At 68.3% G+C, this 15,164-nt stretch carries 19 protein-coding genes; 11 read left to right on the top strand and 8 right to left on the bottom strand.

Annotated features, from left to right (window positions below):
• Positions 1-147: 147 nt before the first annotated feature.
• On the top strand, positions 148-507 hold the full coding sequence (locus FIV50_RS17360) for a hypothetical protein (RefSeq protein ID WP_258184333.1): 360 nt from the start codon (positions 148-150) through the stop codon (positions 505-507).
• Here the strand turns inward: FIV50_RS17360 and FIV50_RS17355 are convergent, their stop codons facing one another.
• Positions 508-1,095, bottom strand: a complete 588-nt coding sequence (locus FIV50_RS17355; RefSeq protein ID WP_258184332.1) for an Lrp/AsnC family transcriptional regulator — start codon at positions 1,093-1,095, stop codon at positions 508-510.
• A gap of 149 nt (positions 1,096-1,244) precedes the next feature.
• On the opposite strand from FIV50_RS17355, the gene FIV50_RS17350 reads away from it, so the two are divergent.
• The 6 genes from FIV50_RS17350 (at position 1,245) to FIV50_RS17325 (ending at position 6,987) form a co-directional block, all read left to right on the top strand.
• The gene (locus FIV50_RS17350) at positions 1,245-2,831 is read left to right on the top strand and encodes an ABC transporter substrate-binding protein (RefSeq protein ID WP_140038512.1); all 1,587 of its coding nucleotides are present in this window, start codon (positions 1,245-1,247) and stop codon (positions 2,829-2,831) included.
• A 13-nt stretch (positions 2,832-2,844) separates the two neighbouring features.
• Complete coding sequence (locus tag FIV50_RS17345) at positions 2,845-3,906, top strand: ABC transporter permease (RefSeq protein WP_140038511.1); 1,062 nt, start codon at positions 2,845-2,847, stop codon at positions 3,904-3,906.
• On the top strand, positions 3,903-4,814 hold the full coding sequence (locus FIV50_RS17340) for an ABC transporter permease (protein WP_056275557.1): 912 nt from the start codon (positions 3,903-3,905) through the stop codon (positions 4,812-4,814). Before FIV50_RS17345 ends, FIV50_RS17340 begins: the two co-directional genes overlap by 4 nt.
• A complete protein-coding gene (locus tag FIV50_RS17335; protein WP_140038510.1) occupies positions 4,811-5,677 on the top strand; it encodes an ABC transporter ATP-binding protein in 867 nt (288 codons plus the stop codon). The genes FIV50_RS17340 and FIV50_RS17335 overlap by 4 nt, the downstream gene beginning before the upstream one ends.
• Positions 5,670-6,509 (top strand): ABC transporter ATP-binding protein, encoded by an 840-nt coding sequence (locus tag FIV50_RS17330; RefSeq protein ID WP_140038509.1) that lies wholly within the window; start codon positions 5,670-5,672, stop codon positions 6,507-6,509. Before FIV50_RS17335 ends, FIV50_RS17330 begins: the two co-directional genes overlap by 8 nt.
• 199 nt (positions 6,510-6,708) lie before the next feature.
• Positions 6,709-6,987: a hypothetical protein gene (locus FIV50_RS17325; protein ID WP_140038508.1), complete on the top strand. Its 279-nt coding sequence runs from the start codon at positions 6,709-6,711 to the stop codon at positions 6,985-6,987.
• Between the two features lie 218 nt (positions 6,988-7,205).
• Here FIV50_RS17325 and FIV50_RS17320 read toward each other — a convergent pair whose 3' ends face one another.
• Positions 7,206-7,904: a hypothetical protein gene (locus FIV50_RS17320; protein ID WP_258184331.1), complete on the bottom strand. Its 699-nt coding sequence runs from the start codon at positions 7,902-7,904 to the stop codon at positions 7,206-7,208.
• 226 nt (positions 7,905-8,130) lie between these two features.
• On the opposite strand from FIV50_RS17320, the gene rpsF reads away from it, so the two are divergent.
• The 4 genes from rpsF (at position 8,131) to rplI (ending at position 9,810) form a co-directional block, all read left to right on the top strand.
• The gene (gene rpsF, locus FIV50_RS17315) at positions 8,131-8,499 is read left to right on the top strand and encodes a 30S ribosomal protein S6 (protein ID WP_042541520.1); all 369 of its coding nucleotides are present in this window, start codon (positions 8,131-8,133) and stop codon (positions 8,497-8,499) included.
• A gap of 5 nt (positions 8,500-8,504) precedes the next feature.
• Positions 8,505-9,020: a single-stranded DNA-binding protein gene (locus tag FIV50_RS17310; RefSeq protein WP_042541519.1), complete on the top strand. Its 516-nt coding sequence runs from the start codon at positions 8,505-8,507 to the stop codon at positions 9,018-9,020.
• A 71-nt stretch (positions 9,021-9,091) separates the two neighbouring features.
• Entirely contained in the window at positions 9,092-9,346 is a 255-nt protein-coding gene (rpsR, locus tag FIV50_RS17305) for a 30S ribosomal protein S18 (protein WP_042541518.1), read from the top strand.
• A gap of 11 nt (positions 9,347-9,357) precedes the next feature.
• The gene (rplI, locus tag FIV50_RS17300; protein ID WP_140038506.1) at positions 9,358-9,810 is read left to right on the top strand and encodes a 50S ribosomal protein L9; all 453 of its coding nucleotides are present in this window, start codon (positions 9,358-9,360) and stop codon (positions 9,808-9,810) included.
• A 113-nt stretch (positions 9,811-9,923) separates the two neighbouring features.
• Here the strand turns inward: rplI and FIV50_RS17295 are convergent, their stop codons facing one another.
• From FIV50_RS17295 to FIV50_RS17270, 6 genes are all read right to left on the bottom strand, one after another.
• Positions 9,924-10,415 (bottom strand): hypothetical protein, encoded by a 492-nt coding sequence (locus FIV50_RS17295; RefSeq protein ID WP_140038505.1) that lies wholly within the window; start codon positions 10,413-10,415, stop codon positions 9,924-9,926.
• Positions 10,412-10,702: a WXG100 family type VII secretion target gene (locus FIV50_RS17290; RefSeq protein WP_140038504.1), complete on the bottom strand. Its 291-nt coding sequence runs from the start codon at positions 10,700-10,702 to the stop codon at positions 10,412-10,414. Before FIV50_RS17290 ends, FIV50_RS17295 begins: the two co-directional genes overlap by 4 nt.
• On the bottom strand, positions 10,702-11,118 hold the full coding sequence (locus tag FIV50_RS17285; protein WP_140038503.1) for a hypothetical protein: 417 nt from the start codon (positions 11,116-11,118) through the stop codon (positions 10,702-10,704). The genes FIV50_RS17290 and FIV50_RS17285 overlap by 1 nt, the downstream gene beginning before the upstream one ends.
• Positions 11,115-12,320, bottom strand: a complete 1,206-nt coding sequence (locus FIV50_RS17280; RefSeq protein WP_140038502.1) for a hypothetical protein — start codon at positions 12,318-12,320, stop codon at positions 11,115-11,117. The genes FIV50_RS17285 and FIV50_RS17280 overlap by 4 nt, the downstream gene beginning before the upstream one ends.
• 235 nt (positions 12,321-12,555) lie before the next feature.
• The gene (locus FIV50_RS17275) at positions 12,556-13,713 is read right to left on the bottom strand and encodes a chaplin family protein (RefSeq protein WP_140038501.1); all 1,158 of its coding nucleotides are present in this window, start codon (positions 13,711-13,713) and stop codon (positions 12,556-12,558) included.
• Positions 13,714-13,822: 109 nt separating this feature from the next.
• On the bottom strand, positions 13,823-14,920 hold the full coding sequence (locus tag FIV50_RS17270; protein ID WP_140038500.1) for a hypothetical protein: 1,098 nt from the start codon (positions 14,918-14,920) through the stop codon (positions 13,823-13,825).
• Positions 14,921-15,164: the final 244 nt, after the last annotated feature.

Below are 15,164 nucleotides of genomic sequence, written 5' to 3'. Positions count from 1 at the left end.
GCCGAGCTCGAACAGCGTCAGACGAAACGCCGCGGGCGTCGAGGGCCAGGCATGTTTCGTCTTGCCCGATCTGCCCGGCGAGCGGGCCGGGAAGACGCTTGCCGACGAGGCTTCAGCGCACCCGAGAGTGCCCTCCATAATCGGAGGGTGAGCTCGACTGCAACCATTCCCTCGCTCGACGGCCGCCGGTTCCGGATGGTCTCCTCCACCACTTCGGCGGTAGACCCCGAATCGCCCAGCGAGTTCGTCTATCGGGAGAAGGACGGCGCGATCTGGGGCGACTACTCCGGTGACACCGTCACCTTCGGACGCTTCGTCGGCACCCGCACCGGCGACACCATCTGGGTGTCGTTCGTGCACGTGCTCGTCTCAGACGGCGCCGTCGTGACCGGAGACGGCGAGAGCCAGCTCGAACTCACGCACGACGGTCGCATCCGACTCGTCGAGCACTACGAGATGCACGGACTGCCGCAGCTCAGCGTGTGCGAAGAGGCCGCAGCAGCCTGATCAGCGCGGCGGGAGCATGTCGCGACCCGGCGTCGCCGGCGTCCATCGCGTCATGCCCAGCGGAGTCGCCAGGTCGCGCTCCGGCAGGTCGCTCGGCAGCAGGAACGAACGGCGGATCACCTCGTCGAGCACGACCACGCTGACGACGGTGCGCACCTCGGGCAGCTGTGCGATGACGCCGGTCGTGAACTCGTGCACGCCACTCACATCGACGGCGCGGATGAGCAGCATGGCGTCGTGCTCGCCCGTGGTGATGGCGCACCACTCGACGTCGGGCATTTCGAGCACGCTCTCGCGGAACGATGCCCAGGCCTGCGGGTGCACGGTGACGAAGACGAGCGCGCCGATAGACAGTCCCGCCTTGGACTGGTCGACCCGGGCACTGAACCCGGTGATGACGCCGTCCTGCATCAGCGTCTCGACGCGCGTGTAGGCGTTCGCGCGGGAGATCCCCACGGTTTCGGCCAGCGCAGCGATCGAGATGCGACCGTTATCGCGCAGCGTCTCGAGGATTCTGTATCCGATGTCGTCCAGTGGGGCGGCACTTCGTCCAGATTGCTTCACGGCTTCGTCGCTCTTGGTGGACACAATGCTCCTCATGGGCGGGGTCTTGGACAGACTGTGATGACGTCTGCATTCTTGCTGGACACATAGTCCCATACAATGCGAATCTGATCACCGGTCGTCCACCCGGCGTCGACCGAACCCGATGAAACTCCTCGCCCCTGGAGGCCCATATGTCGTCACGTCGCAGCACGTCCGTCATCGCGATCGGAGCTGTCGCGCTCTTCGCTCTCGCTGGTTGCTCCGGTGGCAACTCGGCGAACAACGGCGGAGAATCCTCCGGTTCCGACTCTCTGGTCATCGACACCGCATTCTCGATCGAGACCGCCGACCCCGGCCACACCTACGACCCGACCGGCAACATGATCGCCAAGGCGCTCTACGAGACGCTCGTCGACTTCGAGGGCTCGGATGTCTCGACCCCCGTGCCCGGCCTGGCGTCGTGGGAGCAGAACGACGAGGCGACAGAGTTCACCTTCACGCTCGAGGGCGACCGCGTCTTCTCCGACGGCTCGCCGATCGAGGCGAAGGACGTCGTCTTCACCCTGCAGCGCATCCAGGGCATGACCGACGCCAAGCCGAACTTCCTCCTGGGCGGCCTGACGATCACCGAGGTCGACGAGAAGACGATCTCGATCACCTCCGAGACGCCGCTGCTGCAGCTCCCCGCGATCCTCGCCAACCCTGCGCTGGGCATCGTCAACGCCGACGTGGTCATCGAGAACGGCGGATCGATCGACGGCTCCGACAGCGCGCAGAGCTTCCTCGACGGCGAGTCCGCCGGTTCCGGTCCGTTCGTGCTCGACACGCTCGACCTCTCGTCGCAGGTCGTGCTGACCAAGAGCGACGAGTACGACGGCGACGAAGAGGCGGCCTACGGCCGTGTGGTCGTGCGCAACGTCTCGGAGAGCGCGACGCAGCTCGCCAACCTCAAGGGCGGCGACTCGATGGTCGCGATGGACCTCAACGGCGACCAGGTCTCCGGCCTCGGCGACGGGCTGAACGTCGAGTCGGTGCCGTCGGGCCAGACGATCTTCCTGCTGCTCAACCAGTCCGAGGCCGTCGCGGGTGAGCTCGCGAACGTCAAGATCGCCGAGGCGATCCGCTACGCACTGGACTACGACGCGCTGCTCGAGCTCGCAGGTGCGGGTGCCGTGCAGGCGACCGGCGTGATCCCGCCCGGATTCGAGGGCGCCCTCGACACCGGCATCGAGCAGGACCTCGACAAGGCCGAGGCCGCTCTCGCCGAGGCGGGCTACACGGGCCAGACCCTGAAGCTGCAGTTCCCGAACGACTACCCGGTCGGCGGCGTGGAGTTCACCCCGCTCGCCGAGCGCGTCCAGGCTCAGCTCGAGGATGCCGGCATCGCCGTCGAACTCGCTCCGGCCCCCTTCGCCACCGAGCTCGACGCGTACGTCAACGGCACCGAGGGCTTCGGCCTGTGGTTCTGGGGCCCTGACTACGCCGACTCCGCGAACTTCCTTCCGTTCGCTCCGGGTCTGAAGGTCGGTCTGCGCGCAGGCTGGGCCGCCGAGGCCAACCCCGAGATCGCGGGCATCGCAGCCGGTGCTGCGGCCGCGACCGACGAGGCCCAGCGCAGCGAGGCCTTCACCTCGTTCGCCGAGGCGATGCAGGCCGAGGGGCCCTTCGTGCCGCTGATCGTCCCCGGCCGCAACATCGCCACGGCGGATGCCGTCACCGGCGCCGTGTACAACTCGGTGTGGGAGATGGACATCGCCGAGATCACGCCCGCCGGCTGATCGGGGCTGACTGATGACGACGGTGGCCGTGCGACGGCAGGCTCAGCGTCGCAGGTCGCCGCTCGTCGGATACCTGCTGCGCCGGATCGGCACTTCGCTGCTCCTGCTCGTGGGGGTCACGATCGTGACCTTCGCGCTGACGAACCTCGTGCCCGGCGACCCCGTGTCGGCGGCGCTGGGTGAGGGAGCATCGCAGAACCCCGAGACGCGTGCGGCGTTCATCAAGGCCCAGGGCCTCGACCAGCCGCTCTTCGTGCAGTACTTCATCTACATGGGGAATCTGCTTCGAGGAGACCTCGGAACATCGCTGGTGACCGGGCGACCGGTCACCAGCGACCTGGCCACCGCGGTGCCGGCGACGATCGAGATCGCGATCGGCGCCATCATCCTCAGCCTCGCGGTGAGCGTCGTGCTCGGAACGCTCGCGGCCTACCGTCGCGGTCTGGTCACCGACCAGGTCATCCGCATCGTGACGCTGATCGGACTGAGCGTGCCGACCTTCTGGCTCGCACTGGTCAGCTTCTACGTGTTCTTCCTCGAGCTGCGCATCGCGCCCGGCTCCGGTCGAATCTCTCCGTCGATCACGCCGCCTCCCCGAATCACAGGCCTCTACACGGTCGACTACCTGCTCAACGGAGACGGGGTCGGTTTCGCCGACGCCCTCGCGCACCTGGCCCTGCCGGTGATGGTGCTGTCTCTCGTGACCATCGGTCTGCTCACGCGCTTCATCCGCACGTCGGTGCTCGAGGTGCTCGGCAGCGACTACGTGCGGGCGGCCCGCGCCAAGGGTCTTCCCGCGATGCGCGTCATCCTCGACTACGTGCTCCGCGGCGCATCCCTGCCGATCCTCACCGTCGTCGGCGTCGCCTTCGGCTCGCTGCTCTCGGGCACCGTGCTCGTCGAGTCGGTGTTCGCGTGGCCGGGTCTGGGCACCTATGCCTACAACTCGGCGGCGAACCTCGACCTGCCCGGCATCATGGGCGTCGGTCTCGTCGTCGGATTCATCTACCTCCTCATCAACTTCGTCGTCGATCTGCTCTACGGCGTCCTCGACCCGAGAGTGAGGATCGCATGAGCCGCATCGATTCGGCATCCGGCCCCTGGCGGTTCCGCTTCCGCTGGCCGCGTGCCTGGCGCACACCCCTCGGCGTGATCGGCACCGTCATCGCCGGAGCATGGATCATCGTCGCCTTCACCGCCCAGTGGTGGGTGCCGTATGGCCCCAACGCCCAGGTGCTGCCACGTCTGCAGGCGCCGGGCATCGACACGCTGCTCGGCACCGACGGCAACGGCCGCGACATCTTCTCGCGTCTGATGACGGGTGCGACCGTGAGCCTTCCGCTGGCGCTCATGCTCGTGATCGCCGCGATGATCATCGGCACCGTGATCGGTGCCGTCGCCGGCTACTTCGGCGGATGGGTCGACGAGACGCTCATGCGCATCACCGACCTGTTCATGGCGTTCCCGACCGTCATCCTCGCGATGGTGGTGGCGGCATCGCTCGGGCCGTCGCTCTTCAACGCGGTGATCGCGGCGATCGTGGTCTCGTGGCCGCAGTACTCGCGAGTCACCCGCAGCATCGTGCTCGGACTCCGCGGGCAGAACTACGTCATCGCGGGTCGCCTGCTCGGCCACTCGCCGCTGCGGACGCTGTTCATCGACATCCTGCCGAACATCGCCGGGCCCGTGCTGGTGCTCGCGACGCTCGACATCGGTGCCGCGATCCTGCTGCTCTCCGGCCTCTCCTTTCTGGGTCTCGGCGCCCAGCCGCCGACGGCCGAGTGGGGATCCATGATCTCGGCGGCCATGCAGAACTTCGACGCGTGGTGGCTCGGGGTCTTCCCGGGTCTTGCGATCCTGACCGTGGTGCTCGCCTTCAACTTCCTGGGCGACGCGATGCGCGACATCCTCGACCCGACGGCCGAGGTCACGCACGAGAAGCAGGCCGAGCACGTGGCATCGGCGAAGGGTGCGGCAGCATGAACGGCGCACCCGCTCTCAGCATCCGCGATCTGACGATCGAGATCGGTCGTCCGCTCGTGCACGGCGTCTCGCTCGACCTCGAGGCCGGTCGCATCCACGGCCTCGCCGGGGAATCCGGATCGGGCAAGACGCTCACTTCGCTCGCTGTGCTCGGACTGCTTCCGCGGCAGGCGCGCACCGGCGGATCCATCCTGCTTGCGGGGGAGGAGCTGGTCGGCATGCGCCGCCGGGCTCTCAACCGCATCCGGGGCAAGCGCATCGCGATGATCTTCCAGGATCCCTCGGCGTCGCTGCACCCGCAGCTGCCGATCGGCCGCCAGCTCACCGATCACATGCGCGTGCACCTCGGACTGCGGGGCGAGGCCGCGAAGGCCAGGGCCATCGAGCTGCTCGAGACCGTGCAGGTGCCCAACCCGGATGCCGCGCTCAAGCGCTACCCCCATCAGTTCTCGGGCGGTCAACGGCAGCGCATCGCGATCGCCTGCGCTCTCGCGTGCGACCCCGAGGTGCTGTTGGCCGATGAGCCGACCACCGCGCTCGACGTCACCGTGCAGGCCGGCATCCTGCGCCTGCTGCGCGACCTCGCGACCGAGCGCAACCTCGCCGTGCTGCTCGTCACGCACGACCTGGGCGTCATGAGCGCGATCGCCGACGAGGTCGCCGTGATGAAGAACGGGCAGATCGTCGAGCGGGCAGACCGCGAGACGCTGTTCCGCGACCCGCAGCACGAGTACACCCGCACGCTGCTCGCGGCCCTGCCGGGGTCGAAGCTCGAGAGCGCAGATGCGGATCCCGCTCTGCTCGATCCGGTGACGTCGGATGCGGCCGTGAAGGATGCCGAAGAGGAGGCCGCAGATGACTGACGTCGCCGTCCTCGACGCGCAGGGCGTTGTCGTGCGCTACCCCGGGAGCCCGCCCGTCGTCGCCGTCGACGGCGTCTCGCTGACCGTCGCACCCGGAGAGACCGTCGCGCTCGTGGGCGAATCCGGCAGTGGCAAGTCGAGCCTGGCCCGCGCGGTCGTCGGCATCGAGAAGCTCGCCGGGGGAGAGGTGCGCTTCCGAGATGCGCCCGTCAAGCCGCTGGGCATCCGTCGGCGCGACCTCGCGCTCACCGGCATCCAGATGGTGTTCCAGGATCCCTCGACGTCGCTCAACCCCCGACGCCGTGTGGGCGACCAGATCGCCGACGGCATCGCCACCGCCCGCGCCCGTGGCGCCGAAGGGTCGACCGTCGCGGAGTGGCTCGAGCGTGTAGGGCTGCCGACCGAGGTCGCGACGCGCTTCCCGCATCAGTTCTCGGGCGGTCAGAAGCAGCGGCTCGCGATCGCGCGGGCGCTCGCCGCACGGCCGTCGCTGCTCGTCGCCGACGAGCCGATCTCGGCTCTGGATGCATCGACCCAGACCAGCGTCGCGGGGCTCATGCGTGACCTGGTCGCCGAGTCCGGTGCGGGCATGCTGTTCATCTCGCACGACCTCGCCGTGGTGCGCCGCATCGCCGACCGCACCTTCGTCATGTTCGCCGGCCGGGTGCTCGAAGCGGGGGCCACCGATCGTGTGTGGTCTGCGCCTCAGCATCCGTACACGCAGGCGCTGCTCGCCGCGATCCCCGAGCCCGACGGAGCCGGCCGCATTCCGGTCGCCCCCTCGACGAACGAGCGCATCGTCTGGTCGGAGATCGCCCCCGTCATCGACTGACACGCGTCGCCTGCTCCCTCGCTCGGGAGGAGATCTGCCCCTCGGGAGGAGATTCTGAGCCTGACCCTCCTCCCCAGGCACAGATCTCCGCCCGAGAGGGAGGCCCGAGGGAGGCCTTGAGCGGATGCTGCGTGGCGGTGCTCCGATGCGGGAGATCCCTTTCGTAGTCAGGGGAGACCCGCGCCGTAGAGTGGCACCCATGGCTGAGAACCTTGGCAATCTGCGAAAGCGCCGGGAGATCATCGCGGCATACGTCGTCGCTCTCGAACGGCCCGAAGAACTGCTGCGGATCTGCGCAGACACCCCCGGTGATGTGGCGTCTGCGGTGGCGGCGGTGGCCGAGGCTTTCGATGTGAGCGACGACGCGGCCCAGGCGATCCTCGACATGCAGGTGCGGCGCTTCACCCCGGAGTCCTTCGTGCAGACCCGAGCCGAGCTCGCTGAGGTCGATCGGCGTATCGCGGACGCCACAGCCTGACCGGCAAGTGCCGGCGCCGGCTGAACAGGGCTGATGCGTTCGATCCCTGCTTCTCGGGAGGCGATCCGCGCCTGGGGAGGAGGCTTCGAGCCCGAATCTCCTCCCGAAGGGGAGTTCTCCTCCCGACCGAGATGACCAGAACGGATGCTGCGCCAGCAGACCCGGGAACGCACTGCGGGCCGAGGCGATCGCCCCGGCCCGCAGCATCCGCTCGTGGATCAGAGAGGTGCGACGATGTCCTGCTCGACGTCCCACTCGGTGATCTCGAGCGAGGTCTCGATCATCTGGCCGGCGGCCTCGGTGCTGCCGGTCGTCGCCAGCACCACGTAGTCGTCGGTGACCTCGAACACCACGTCGACCGGCACGCCCTGCGCCTCGGACGTACCGCTCACGAGGTAGACGTCCTGCCCCAGGCGGCTGCCGGTTCCGGTGACGGTGAACTCGCCGGTCAGCGCGCCCGCGGCGGTGGCCGGGTCGGTGCCCGCCGCCGTCGCCGCACCGCTGCTGAGCGCGGCCACGATCGGGTCGCTCGAGTTCGGGTCGGCGACCTGCCAGTCAGTCGTCGGCGTCTTGACCCAGGCGTCGTCGCCGATCAGGATCAGCGATCCCATGGGCGTGATCGTCTCGACGGCATCCGTCGCGGGGTTGTACCGGGCGGTCGTGTCCATGCCCAGGATCGACGTCTTGGCCTGGTAACCGGCCGTGTCGGTCATCGCCTCGGTGATGCACGCGCCGAGCGCGGTGCCGTCGACGGTCGCCCCTTCGGTCAGCTCGGGGCAGTCGGACTCGGGCGCGGTGGTCTCCTCCGCGGCCGCGGTGGGCTCTTCTTCGGCGGGCTCCTCGGCACCCGCAGTGCACCCGGTGAGCAGTACGGTGGCGGTCAGGACGATGCCGACCCCCCATTTGTTGACGCGCATGGCGTTCCCCCTTCGGTCGTGTGCGCGCTGAGTGTCAGCCCGCACGCACTCCAGCATGCCAACTGCTCGGAGATACGCGTGGGGGCAGGCCGAAGGATTCTCCGCTAGACTGTCAAGGTTGTCTGCCATCAGGCACCCACTCGGGTGGCTCGGCGGATGACGTTCACACACCCTCCTGCTTCCGGGAACGTCCCGGAAGCCGTTCTAGTCCGAAGGAGGTGGGTAAGTGACGCACCAGTACGAACTCATGGTCATTCTGACCCCCGAGATCGACGAGCGCCAGGTCGCCCCTACGCTCGACAAGTTCCTGAAGGTCATCACCAACGATGGTGGCTCGATTGACAAGGTCGACATCTGGGGTAAGCGCCGTCTGGCTTACGAGATCCAGAAGAAGAACGAAGGCATCTACGCCGTCGTCAACTTCACCGCCACCAGCGAGGCCACGCAGGAGCTCGACCGTCAGCTGAAGCTGAACGAGCAGATCATGCGCACCAAGGTCCTCCGTTCTGAGGAAGCTCAGGCGATGGTCGCGTTCGAAGCGAAGCGCACCGAAGAGAAGGCTGCTCGCAAGGCCGCCAAGGCTGCGAAGGCCTGAGTCCGATGGCCGGCGAAACAGTCATCACCGTGGTGGGCAACCTCACGGCCGACCCCGAGCTGCGCTACACGCAGAACGGACTGCCGGTGGCGAACTTCACCATCGCTTCGACGCCTCGGAACTTCGACCGCGCCGCCAACGAGTGGAAGGACGGCGAAGCGCTGTTCCTCCGCGCGTCGGTCTGGCGCGAGTTCGCCGAGCACGTGGCGGGTTCGCTGACCAAGGGCATGCGCGTCATGGCGCAGGGCCGTCTGCGTCAGCGCTCCTACCAGGACCGCGAGGGCAACCAGCGCACCGCTATCGAGCTGGAGGTCGACGAGATCGGCCCCTCGCTTCGGTACGCGACCGCGCAGGTCACCCGTGCGGCGTCGACCGGTGGCGGCGGCGGTGGTGGCGGCGGACAGTCGCGCCCCGCACAGCAGCAGCAGGTGTCGGAAGAGCCGTGGTCAACGCCCGGTTCGTCGACGAGCGCAGATGCCTGGAGCACTCCGGGCAGCTTCGGCGACGACACCCCCTTCTGAAACAACTTCTGGAACCGGGTCCCTGAGCCTGTCGAAGGGCTCGGCATCCGTCTCATCATTAAGGAAAAACAATGGCTGGAAAGTCTAGCGGCGACCGCCGCAAGCCGCGGAAGGGTGGCAAGCCCACCGCTCCCGCGAAGTCGATCCGGGTCGGAGTCATCGATTACAAAGATGTCTCCACCCTCCGCAAGTTCGTCTCGGAGCGTGGCAAGATCCGCGCCCGTCGTATCACCGGTGTTTCGGTGCAGGAGCAGCGTCTGATCGCCACCGCGATCAAGAACGCACGCGAAATGGCACTCCTGCCCTACGCTGGCGCCGGCCGGTAAGGGGTATCGAGATGGCAAAGCTGATTCTCACGAACGAGGTCGCCGGGCTTGGTAGCGCCGGTGACGTGGTCGAGGTCAAGAACGGGTTCGCCCGCAACTACCTCATCCCCAAGGGCTTCGCTACGGCGTGGACCCGCGGTGGCGAAAAGCAGGTCGCTTCGATCCAGGCTGCTCGTCAGGCTCGCGCGATCCACGACCGCGACGAGGCCGTGGCGCTGAAGAACTCCCTCGAGGCCACCAAGGTGCGCCTGGCCGTCAAGGCCGGCAACGAGGGTCGCCTCTTCGGTTCGGTCAAGACCGATCACATCGCGGACGCTGTCGCAGCCGCGGGTCTCGGCTCGATCGACAAGCGCAAGGTGCACATCCCGTCGGCGATCAAGTCGACCGGTGAGCACGAGGCCACGGTTCGTCTGCACGACGACGTGACCGCAGTCATCACGCTGCAGGTCGTCGCCGCCAAGTGACGACGTCGGCGGGCCACTGAGCCCGTCGAAGTATGAACGCCCTCTGTCTTTCGGGACAGGGGGCGTTCTGCGTTCGAGGCCGGTCTGTGCCGCGGATCGCCTGGTGCCCTCGGCTAGCGGGTGAGACCGAGTTCGGCGGCGCGACGGGGATTCGCCGGCAGCGTCTGATCGACATCGACGGACCGTGACCACCCCTCATCCTCTACGGGGATGCCGCGAGAGACGAGAGCGTGCACGGCGTCGTCGACTCCGTCCACGAAATCTCCTCCGACGTGGGAGCCCGCGACGAGCGAGACGATCACGCAGATCGAGTTCGCGTCGACCGGGCCGATCCAGGTGACGGCGACGCCTCGGGCAGACAGCGGACCGAGCCTGGTCGTGAGGGCCGAGAGCCCGCTTCCGCCGATCAGAACATCGCCGACGACCGACCCGCGTCGGTAGAGCCGCTGCACTCCCGCCTCGGCCCCCGGTGCGTCTGCACGGAAATGAGCAGCCTGCATCGCACGGTCGATCTCGACCAGAGCGACATCGGCGGCCTCAGCAGGGATGCGGAACGTCCGTGCGCCGTTGACAGCCCACCGCAGACGGCGGGGATCCTCCGTCACCGCGGCCACCCCTGAGCGAGTGACCGCTCGAGGTCGCGCAGCCCCGTCGACCATTGGTCCGCCAGCTCGCCGGCCGCTTTCGCGATGGCAGCGAGCTCGATCATCTGGCTCGTCCATCGGCTGTGCGCTGCGGCGTAGGCCGCCTGGGCTTCGCCGCTCCAGCGGTGGGAGAGGTCGTCGGACATCGATTCCAGCCGGGCGAGCGCCGCGCTGATCTGCGCACTGCCGGAGGAGATCTCCGCCGCCAGGGCGGTGATCTGCGTCGGCTCCGCCTTGAGGACCGCCATCAGATCCCCCTCTCACGTGCTGCCATGTCGCGCAGCATCGCATCGATGCGTGCACCGCGGGCGGTCGTCTCTGCGTGCAGGGCGCGCAGTTCCGCTCCCGGATCACGCGAATCGCCCGGTGCTGTGCGCCGCAGGGCTTCGACGAGCGCCTCCGATTGTCGGGCTCCGGTCTCACGCACGAAAGCCGCCTCGACCGAGTCGTCCTCCCCGGAGAGCACGGCCTCTCGCGTCGTGAGGTTCAGATCGATCCGGCCCTGCAGCACCTGCCATTCGCGCCCCAGCATCCCCGCGCGCGCCTGCGCGGCGAAGGCCTCCTCGGCGTCTTCCGCCTCCCCCGGAGGGAAGAGCTCGTCGAGCTCCGATCGGACGGCGGCGAGGCGCTCCCGCCACGCGGCAGGGTCGTTCGCAGAGATCATGCGTACTTCCTCGTGGTCTGGAGGAGGACCTGGGCCAGATCCTCGAGGCGGAGGACGTTCTCCACCAGCTGGGCGCGGGCCGACACGACGCTCTCGATCACGTCGTAGATGATGTTGATGATGGAGTAGATCAGGCGGATCACTCCGAAGATCTTGGTCGCGGCGAGGGCGCCCTCCGCCGCGGCGACGATCCACCCGGCGATGGGGACGGTCGCTTCGACCGCCATGCGAAGGAGCGTCTGCGAGAGCTGGTTGATCGCGAAGCCGATGGTCGCGGCCGCAGTCTTCGACGCCAGGACCAGCTGGCCGACGAGACCGGCGACAGTATCGGCCACGCTTCCCAATCCGTAGGCCCCGAGTCCGATCGCCGTCATCCCGCCCTGATAGGCGGTCCCGGCATCGCCCTCCCAGAAGGCGGCCGTCTCGGCGAGGCCGGCGCTGTTGTCGGAGATCGCGCGCATCGCCTCCCCGACGTGGGTCCACGCCTGCTGCACCTCCTCGATGCCCGTCCAGTCCCCGGCGAACGGTTTCATGATGACGTCCTCGAGCAGGCTCATGCCGATGAGCTGCTCGATGAGCCAGTCGACGCCGCCCAGGATCGGGCCGGCGCCCCATCGCATGTTCTCGATCTCGCTCTTGGTGGCGTTCGGGGCGACAAGCCACGACGACGCATCCGCTCGCTCGCTCACGGAACCGCCTCCCGGCCACCCGTCGATGCGGGAGGTCGCGTTCTCGTAGAGGTCGGTGACACCGTCGGACAGCGTCCCCGGCGTCTCGACGAGCTCCACGATGAGGTTCGGTTCCGGCGCGCCGTGGTCGGCATCCGCAGCAGCACCGGCAGCGCCGAGCGTGGGCGAGGACGACAGAGGGCTCTGATACGGAGGGAGACTGAGGCCGATCTGCTGCATCAACTGTTGCGCGGCCTGATGGGCCTGCTGCTCATGGGCTTCGTATGAGCGCGCGGCATCATCGACCCGATCGGCTGCCAGCGCGCAGACCTGCCCGAACGTGTCTGCCGCCTGCACTCCGAGCATGGCCACCACCAGCGAGACCCCGGTGAACGGCAGCATGACGATGCCCGTATCCGATGGCGTGAGGACGCCGTAGCGCTGGATGTAGTCGGCGATCGCTCGAGTGTGCGTCTCCTGCTGCCTCCGCAGCACCTGCGACGCGAGCGCCATCTGACCGTAATCGACCTGCATGTTGAACCTCCCCCTCAGAGAGTCTAGGCGCATCGCCATCGGCCTCATCTGAAGCGTTTGCGGCGGGTTCCGAGCACGACGGATGCCCCGCGCTGGGGACGCGGGGCATCCGTGAACTGTGCGGCATCGCAGACGCGGGCAGGTCTGGGGAACCTGCTCATGGCATCACGGGACCCGCACACCGACGGTGTCGCATCTCCTCCCCCGAGGACGTCGACACCGCCGGGGTCTGCGGCTACGCCGTCATGGGACGACGACGCAGCATTCCGGCTCCGAGGAGGAGCAGGAGTGCGGCGAGGAAGGCGAAGCCGAGCGAGGTGGAATCACCGGTGGCGGCGAGTCCCTCTGCCGGAGCGGATGTCGTCACGGGATCGGCTCCGGGGTCTGTGCCGGGAGCTGTTCCGGGGTCTGTTCCGGGGTCAGTGCCGGGAGTCGTGCCGGGGTCGGTTCCGGGGTCGGTGCCGGGATCGGTTCCCGGGTCGGTTCCGGGATCGGTCCCGGGATCGCTCGGGGGAGCCGTGACCGTGCTCTCGCCGACCACGGAGATCGCGTTGCCGCCGATCGTGATCGGAAGAGTCACGGGTGCGGTGACCTGGGTGCCGCCGAGGATTCCATCGTCACCGGAGGTGGTGCTGCCGGTGGACGGGGTTCCCCCGGTGGTTCCGGTGGAGCCGGTCCCGCTCGTCGACTCGCTGTCTCCGATCACGGAGATCGCGTTGCCGCCGATCGTGACGGGTGCGGTCACGGGTGCGGTCACCTGCGTGCCGCTCGCGACGCCGTCGTCGCCCGACGTCGACGGCGCTGTGGATCCGGTTGCGCTGCCGCTCGAGGGGGCCGGTGCTGCGGCATCCTGTCCGAGGGTCTCGCTGTCGCCGAGCACGGCGATCGAATTGCCGGACACCGTGACGGGTGCGTCGACCTGAAGCAGGGCCTGGGTGCCTGACAGCAGACCGTCATCGCCGTTCGTCGTGATCGCCGGAGCGGGGGCGGGGGCCGGTGCCTGGGGAGCCTCGGCCGGCGCCGCCGACTCGCTCGACGAGTCGCCGAGCACGGCGATCGCATTGCCGGTCACTGTGACCGGCGCGACCACGTCGACGACGGCCTGAGTGCCGGAGGCGGTGCCGGAGTCTCCGCTCGTGGTGGGGGCCGGCGCTGGTGCCGGCGCTGGTGCCGGAGCGGGCGCCGGGGCCTGCTGAGCGGACGAATCTCCGAGCAGGGAGACGGCGTTGTCGACGACCGTGATGGGCGCCGAGATCGCGGTATCCGCTTGGGTGCCCGAGAGCAGCCCGTCTTCTCCTGAGGTGTCTGCCGCGTTAGCGGCCGTCGCGCCGAGCAGGGTGATCCCGCCGGCGAGAAGCGTGCCCCACAGGGCCCGCTTGATGTATGTACGCATGATGACCTTCTCCTGATTGGAATTGGGTGTGTCTGGATGGGTGCACGCGAAGAGCATGTGCGCGCGCAGCACGGCATCTGTCGTTCACATGGAACGACCGGACAACCCCTCAGTCAGGAGAGACGTCGGTGTCGGCGACCAGAGACGTCGGCAAGACGTCGTCGGGTGCACCGGGGGTGCGCTCCACAGCACGGAGCGCGGAAAGGCCCGCGTCGCTGAGGAGCGCGGGGGACAGCGAGGAGGCTCCGCTCGAACCGGCGGAGGAAGAGGGAGCCGCGGGAGCTCCGGCGGGCGGTGCGGACGGCGAGTGCCCACGGTCGGATGCCGGCACAGTCGTGGCCGGCGCAGCGACGGGTGCTGCCGACCGGAGGTCGGATGCTGCCGGGCCGGCGAGCTGAAGGCGCGCGACCGCGGGGGAGGAGCCGCCTGCCCGTGTATCGGATGCTGCGGAGACGACCTCTGCAGTGTCGGAGGCGAGCGGCGCCGCTCCGAGGGGATCGGATTCGGGCTCGGATGCCGGGATGGTGGGCCGAGTGGGCGTGACGCCCGAGACCACCGGCGGCACGGTGTCGTCGACGACCCCGCCGACGATCGGTGTCGTGTCGTCGATGACTCCGACGACCACGTCGATCACGGCGGGCACTCCGATGTCGTCGGTCACGTCTCCGACGATCGGCAACTCTGCGATCGCGTCCGTCACGGGTGTCACGATCGACGCCACCGGGGATCCGTCGATCAGGTCGGTCACGGGAGTGACGACGGCCTCGGCGGTGTCGGCGGCGACGTCGATGATCGGCGATGTCGCCGGGCCGACGACCGGAACCTGCGTGATCGTCTCCGCGACGTGTTCGACGGTCGGCTGAGCAATCTGCTGCACGGGCTCGACGACGGGGGCGACGACCGGCTCGACGACCTGAGTGTCGACCGCTTCGACGACGTGTTCGACGGCCGGGGCCACGACCTGCGTGACGACGGGTGCGGCCGGGGCCACGACCGGTGCAGTCACTGCCGTCACGGTGTCGTCGACGGTCGAGACCGTCTCGCTCACGACAGAGGCGACGTCGCCGAGCAGCGAATCGTTCGAGCTGTCGTCCGCGCTCGCAGACGACCCTCCCGTGAAGACCGTGAGCGCCGCCCACGCGACCGCGCCCAGGCTGCCCCAGAGGGCGACAGCCGGAAGGCCACGCCGGGTTGCTTGAGCGTTCACGTCGACTTCCCTCCCCCGAGAGCCATCGTTCGTCGTCGACGCACACTGCGTCGATTGCGGGTGACGTTACTCCCGGTAGATCGCGATGTCTAGAGGGATCCGCTCGAAAACGGCGTCATCGCGCGCACATTTCAGAGGGTTGCGCAGTGTGACTCGCCCGGTTGCATCTCGGCTTGACTTTCCCCAGGTTCTACACATCCCCCACCGGATTCGATCAACCTTCAACGCCCGGTTGAACCACGTT

Origin of the sequence: Microbacterium foliorum (genome assembly GCF_006385575.1) — a bacterium.
Taxonomy (GTDB): domain Bacteria; phylum Actinomycetota; class Actinomycetes; order Actinomycetales; family Microbacteriaceae; genus Microbacterium; species Microbacterium foliorum_B.
Note: the sequence above shows the minus strand (reverse complement) of the source record. Positions and strands in the feature narration are given on the sequence as shown.

What these genes read in the sequence shown, in the direction of transcription:
- FIV50_RS17290 (WP_140038504.1), bottom strand. Translation starts at nt 10,702, where the DNA reads ATGGCGGTCCTCAAGGCGGAGCCGACGCAGATCACCGCCCTGGCGGCG.
- FIV50_RS17330 (WP_140038509.1), top strand. Translation starts at nt 5,670, where the DNA reads ATGACTGACGTCGCCGTCCTCGACGCGCAGGGCGTTGTCGTGCGCTAC.
- FIV50_RS17275 (WP_140038501.1), bottom strand. Translation starts at nt 13,713, where the DNA reads ATGCGTACATACATCAAGCGGGCCCTGTGGGGCACGCTTCTCGCCGGC.
- FIV50_RS17280 (WP_140038502.1), bottom strand. Translation starts at nt 12,320, where the DNA reads ATGCAGGTCGATTACGGTCAGATGGCGCTCGCGTCGCAGGTGCTGCGG.
- FIV50_RS17320 (WP_258184331.1), bottom strand. Translation starts at nt 7,904, where the DNA reads ATGCGCGTCAACAAATGGGGGGTCGGCATCGTCCTGACCGCCACCGTA.
- FIV50_RS17285 (WP_140038503.1), bottom strand. Translation starts at nt 11,118, where the DNA reads ATGATCTCTGCGAACGACCCTGCCGCGTGGCGGGAGCGCCTCGCCGCC.
- FIV50_RS17310 (WP_042541519.1), top strand. Translation starts at nt 8,505, where the DNA reads ATGGCCGGCGAAACAGTCATCACCGTGGTGGGCAACCTCACGGCCGAC.
- FIV50_RS17335 (WP_140038510.1), top strand. Translation starts at nt 4,811, where the DNA reads ATGAACGGCGCACCCGCTCTCAGCATCCGCGATCTGACGATCGAGATC.
- FIV50_RS17325 (WP_140038508.1), top strand. Translation starts at nt 6,709, where the DNA reads ATGGCTGAGAACCTTGGCAATCTGCGAAAGCGCCGGGAGATCATCGCG.
- rplI (WP_140038506.1), top strand. Translation starts at nt 9,358, where the DNA reads ATGGCAAAGCTGATTCTCACGAACGAGGTCGCCGGGCTTGGTAGCGCC.
- rpsR (WP_042541518.1), top strand. Translation starts at nt 9,092, where the DNA reads ATGGCTGGAAAGTCTAGCGGCGACCGCCGCAAGCCGCGGAAGGGTGGC.
- FIV50_RS17350 (WP_140038512.1), top strand. Translation starts at nt 1,245, where the DNA reads ATGTCGTCACGTCGCAGCACGTCCGTCATCGCGATCGGAGCTGTCGCG.
- FIV50_RS17340 (WP_056275557.1), top strand. Translation starts at nt 3,903, where the DNA reads ATGAGCCGCATCGATTCGGCATCCGGCCCCTGGCGGTTCCGCTTCCGC.
- FIV50_RS17345 (WP_140038511.1), top strand. Translation starts at nt 2,845, where the DNA reads ATGACGACGGTGGCCGTGCGACGGCAGGCTCAGCGTCGCAGGTCGCCG.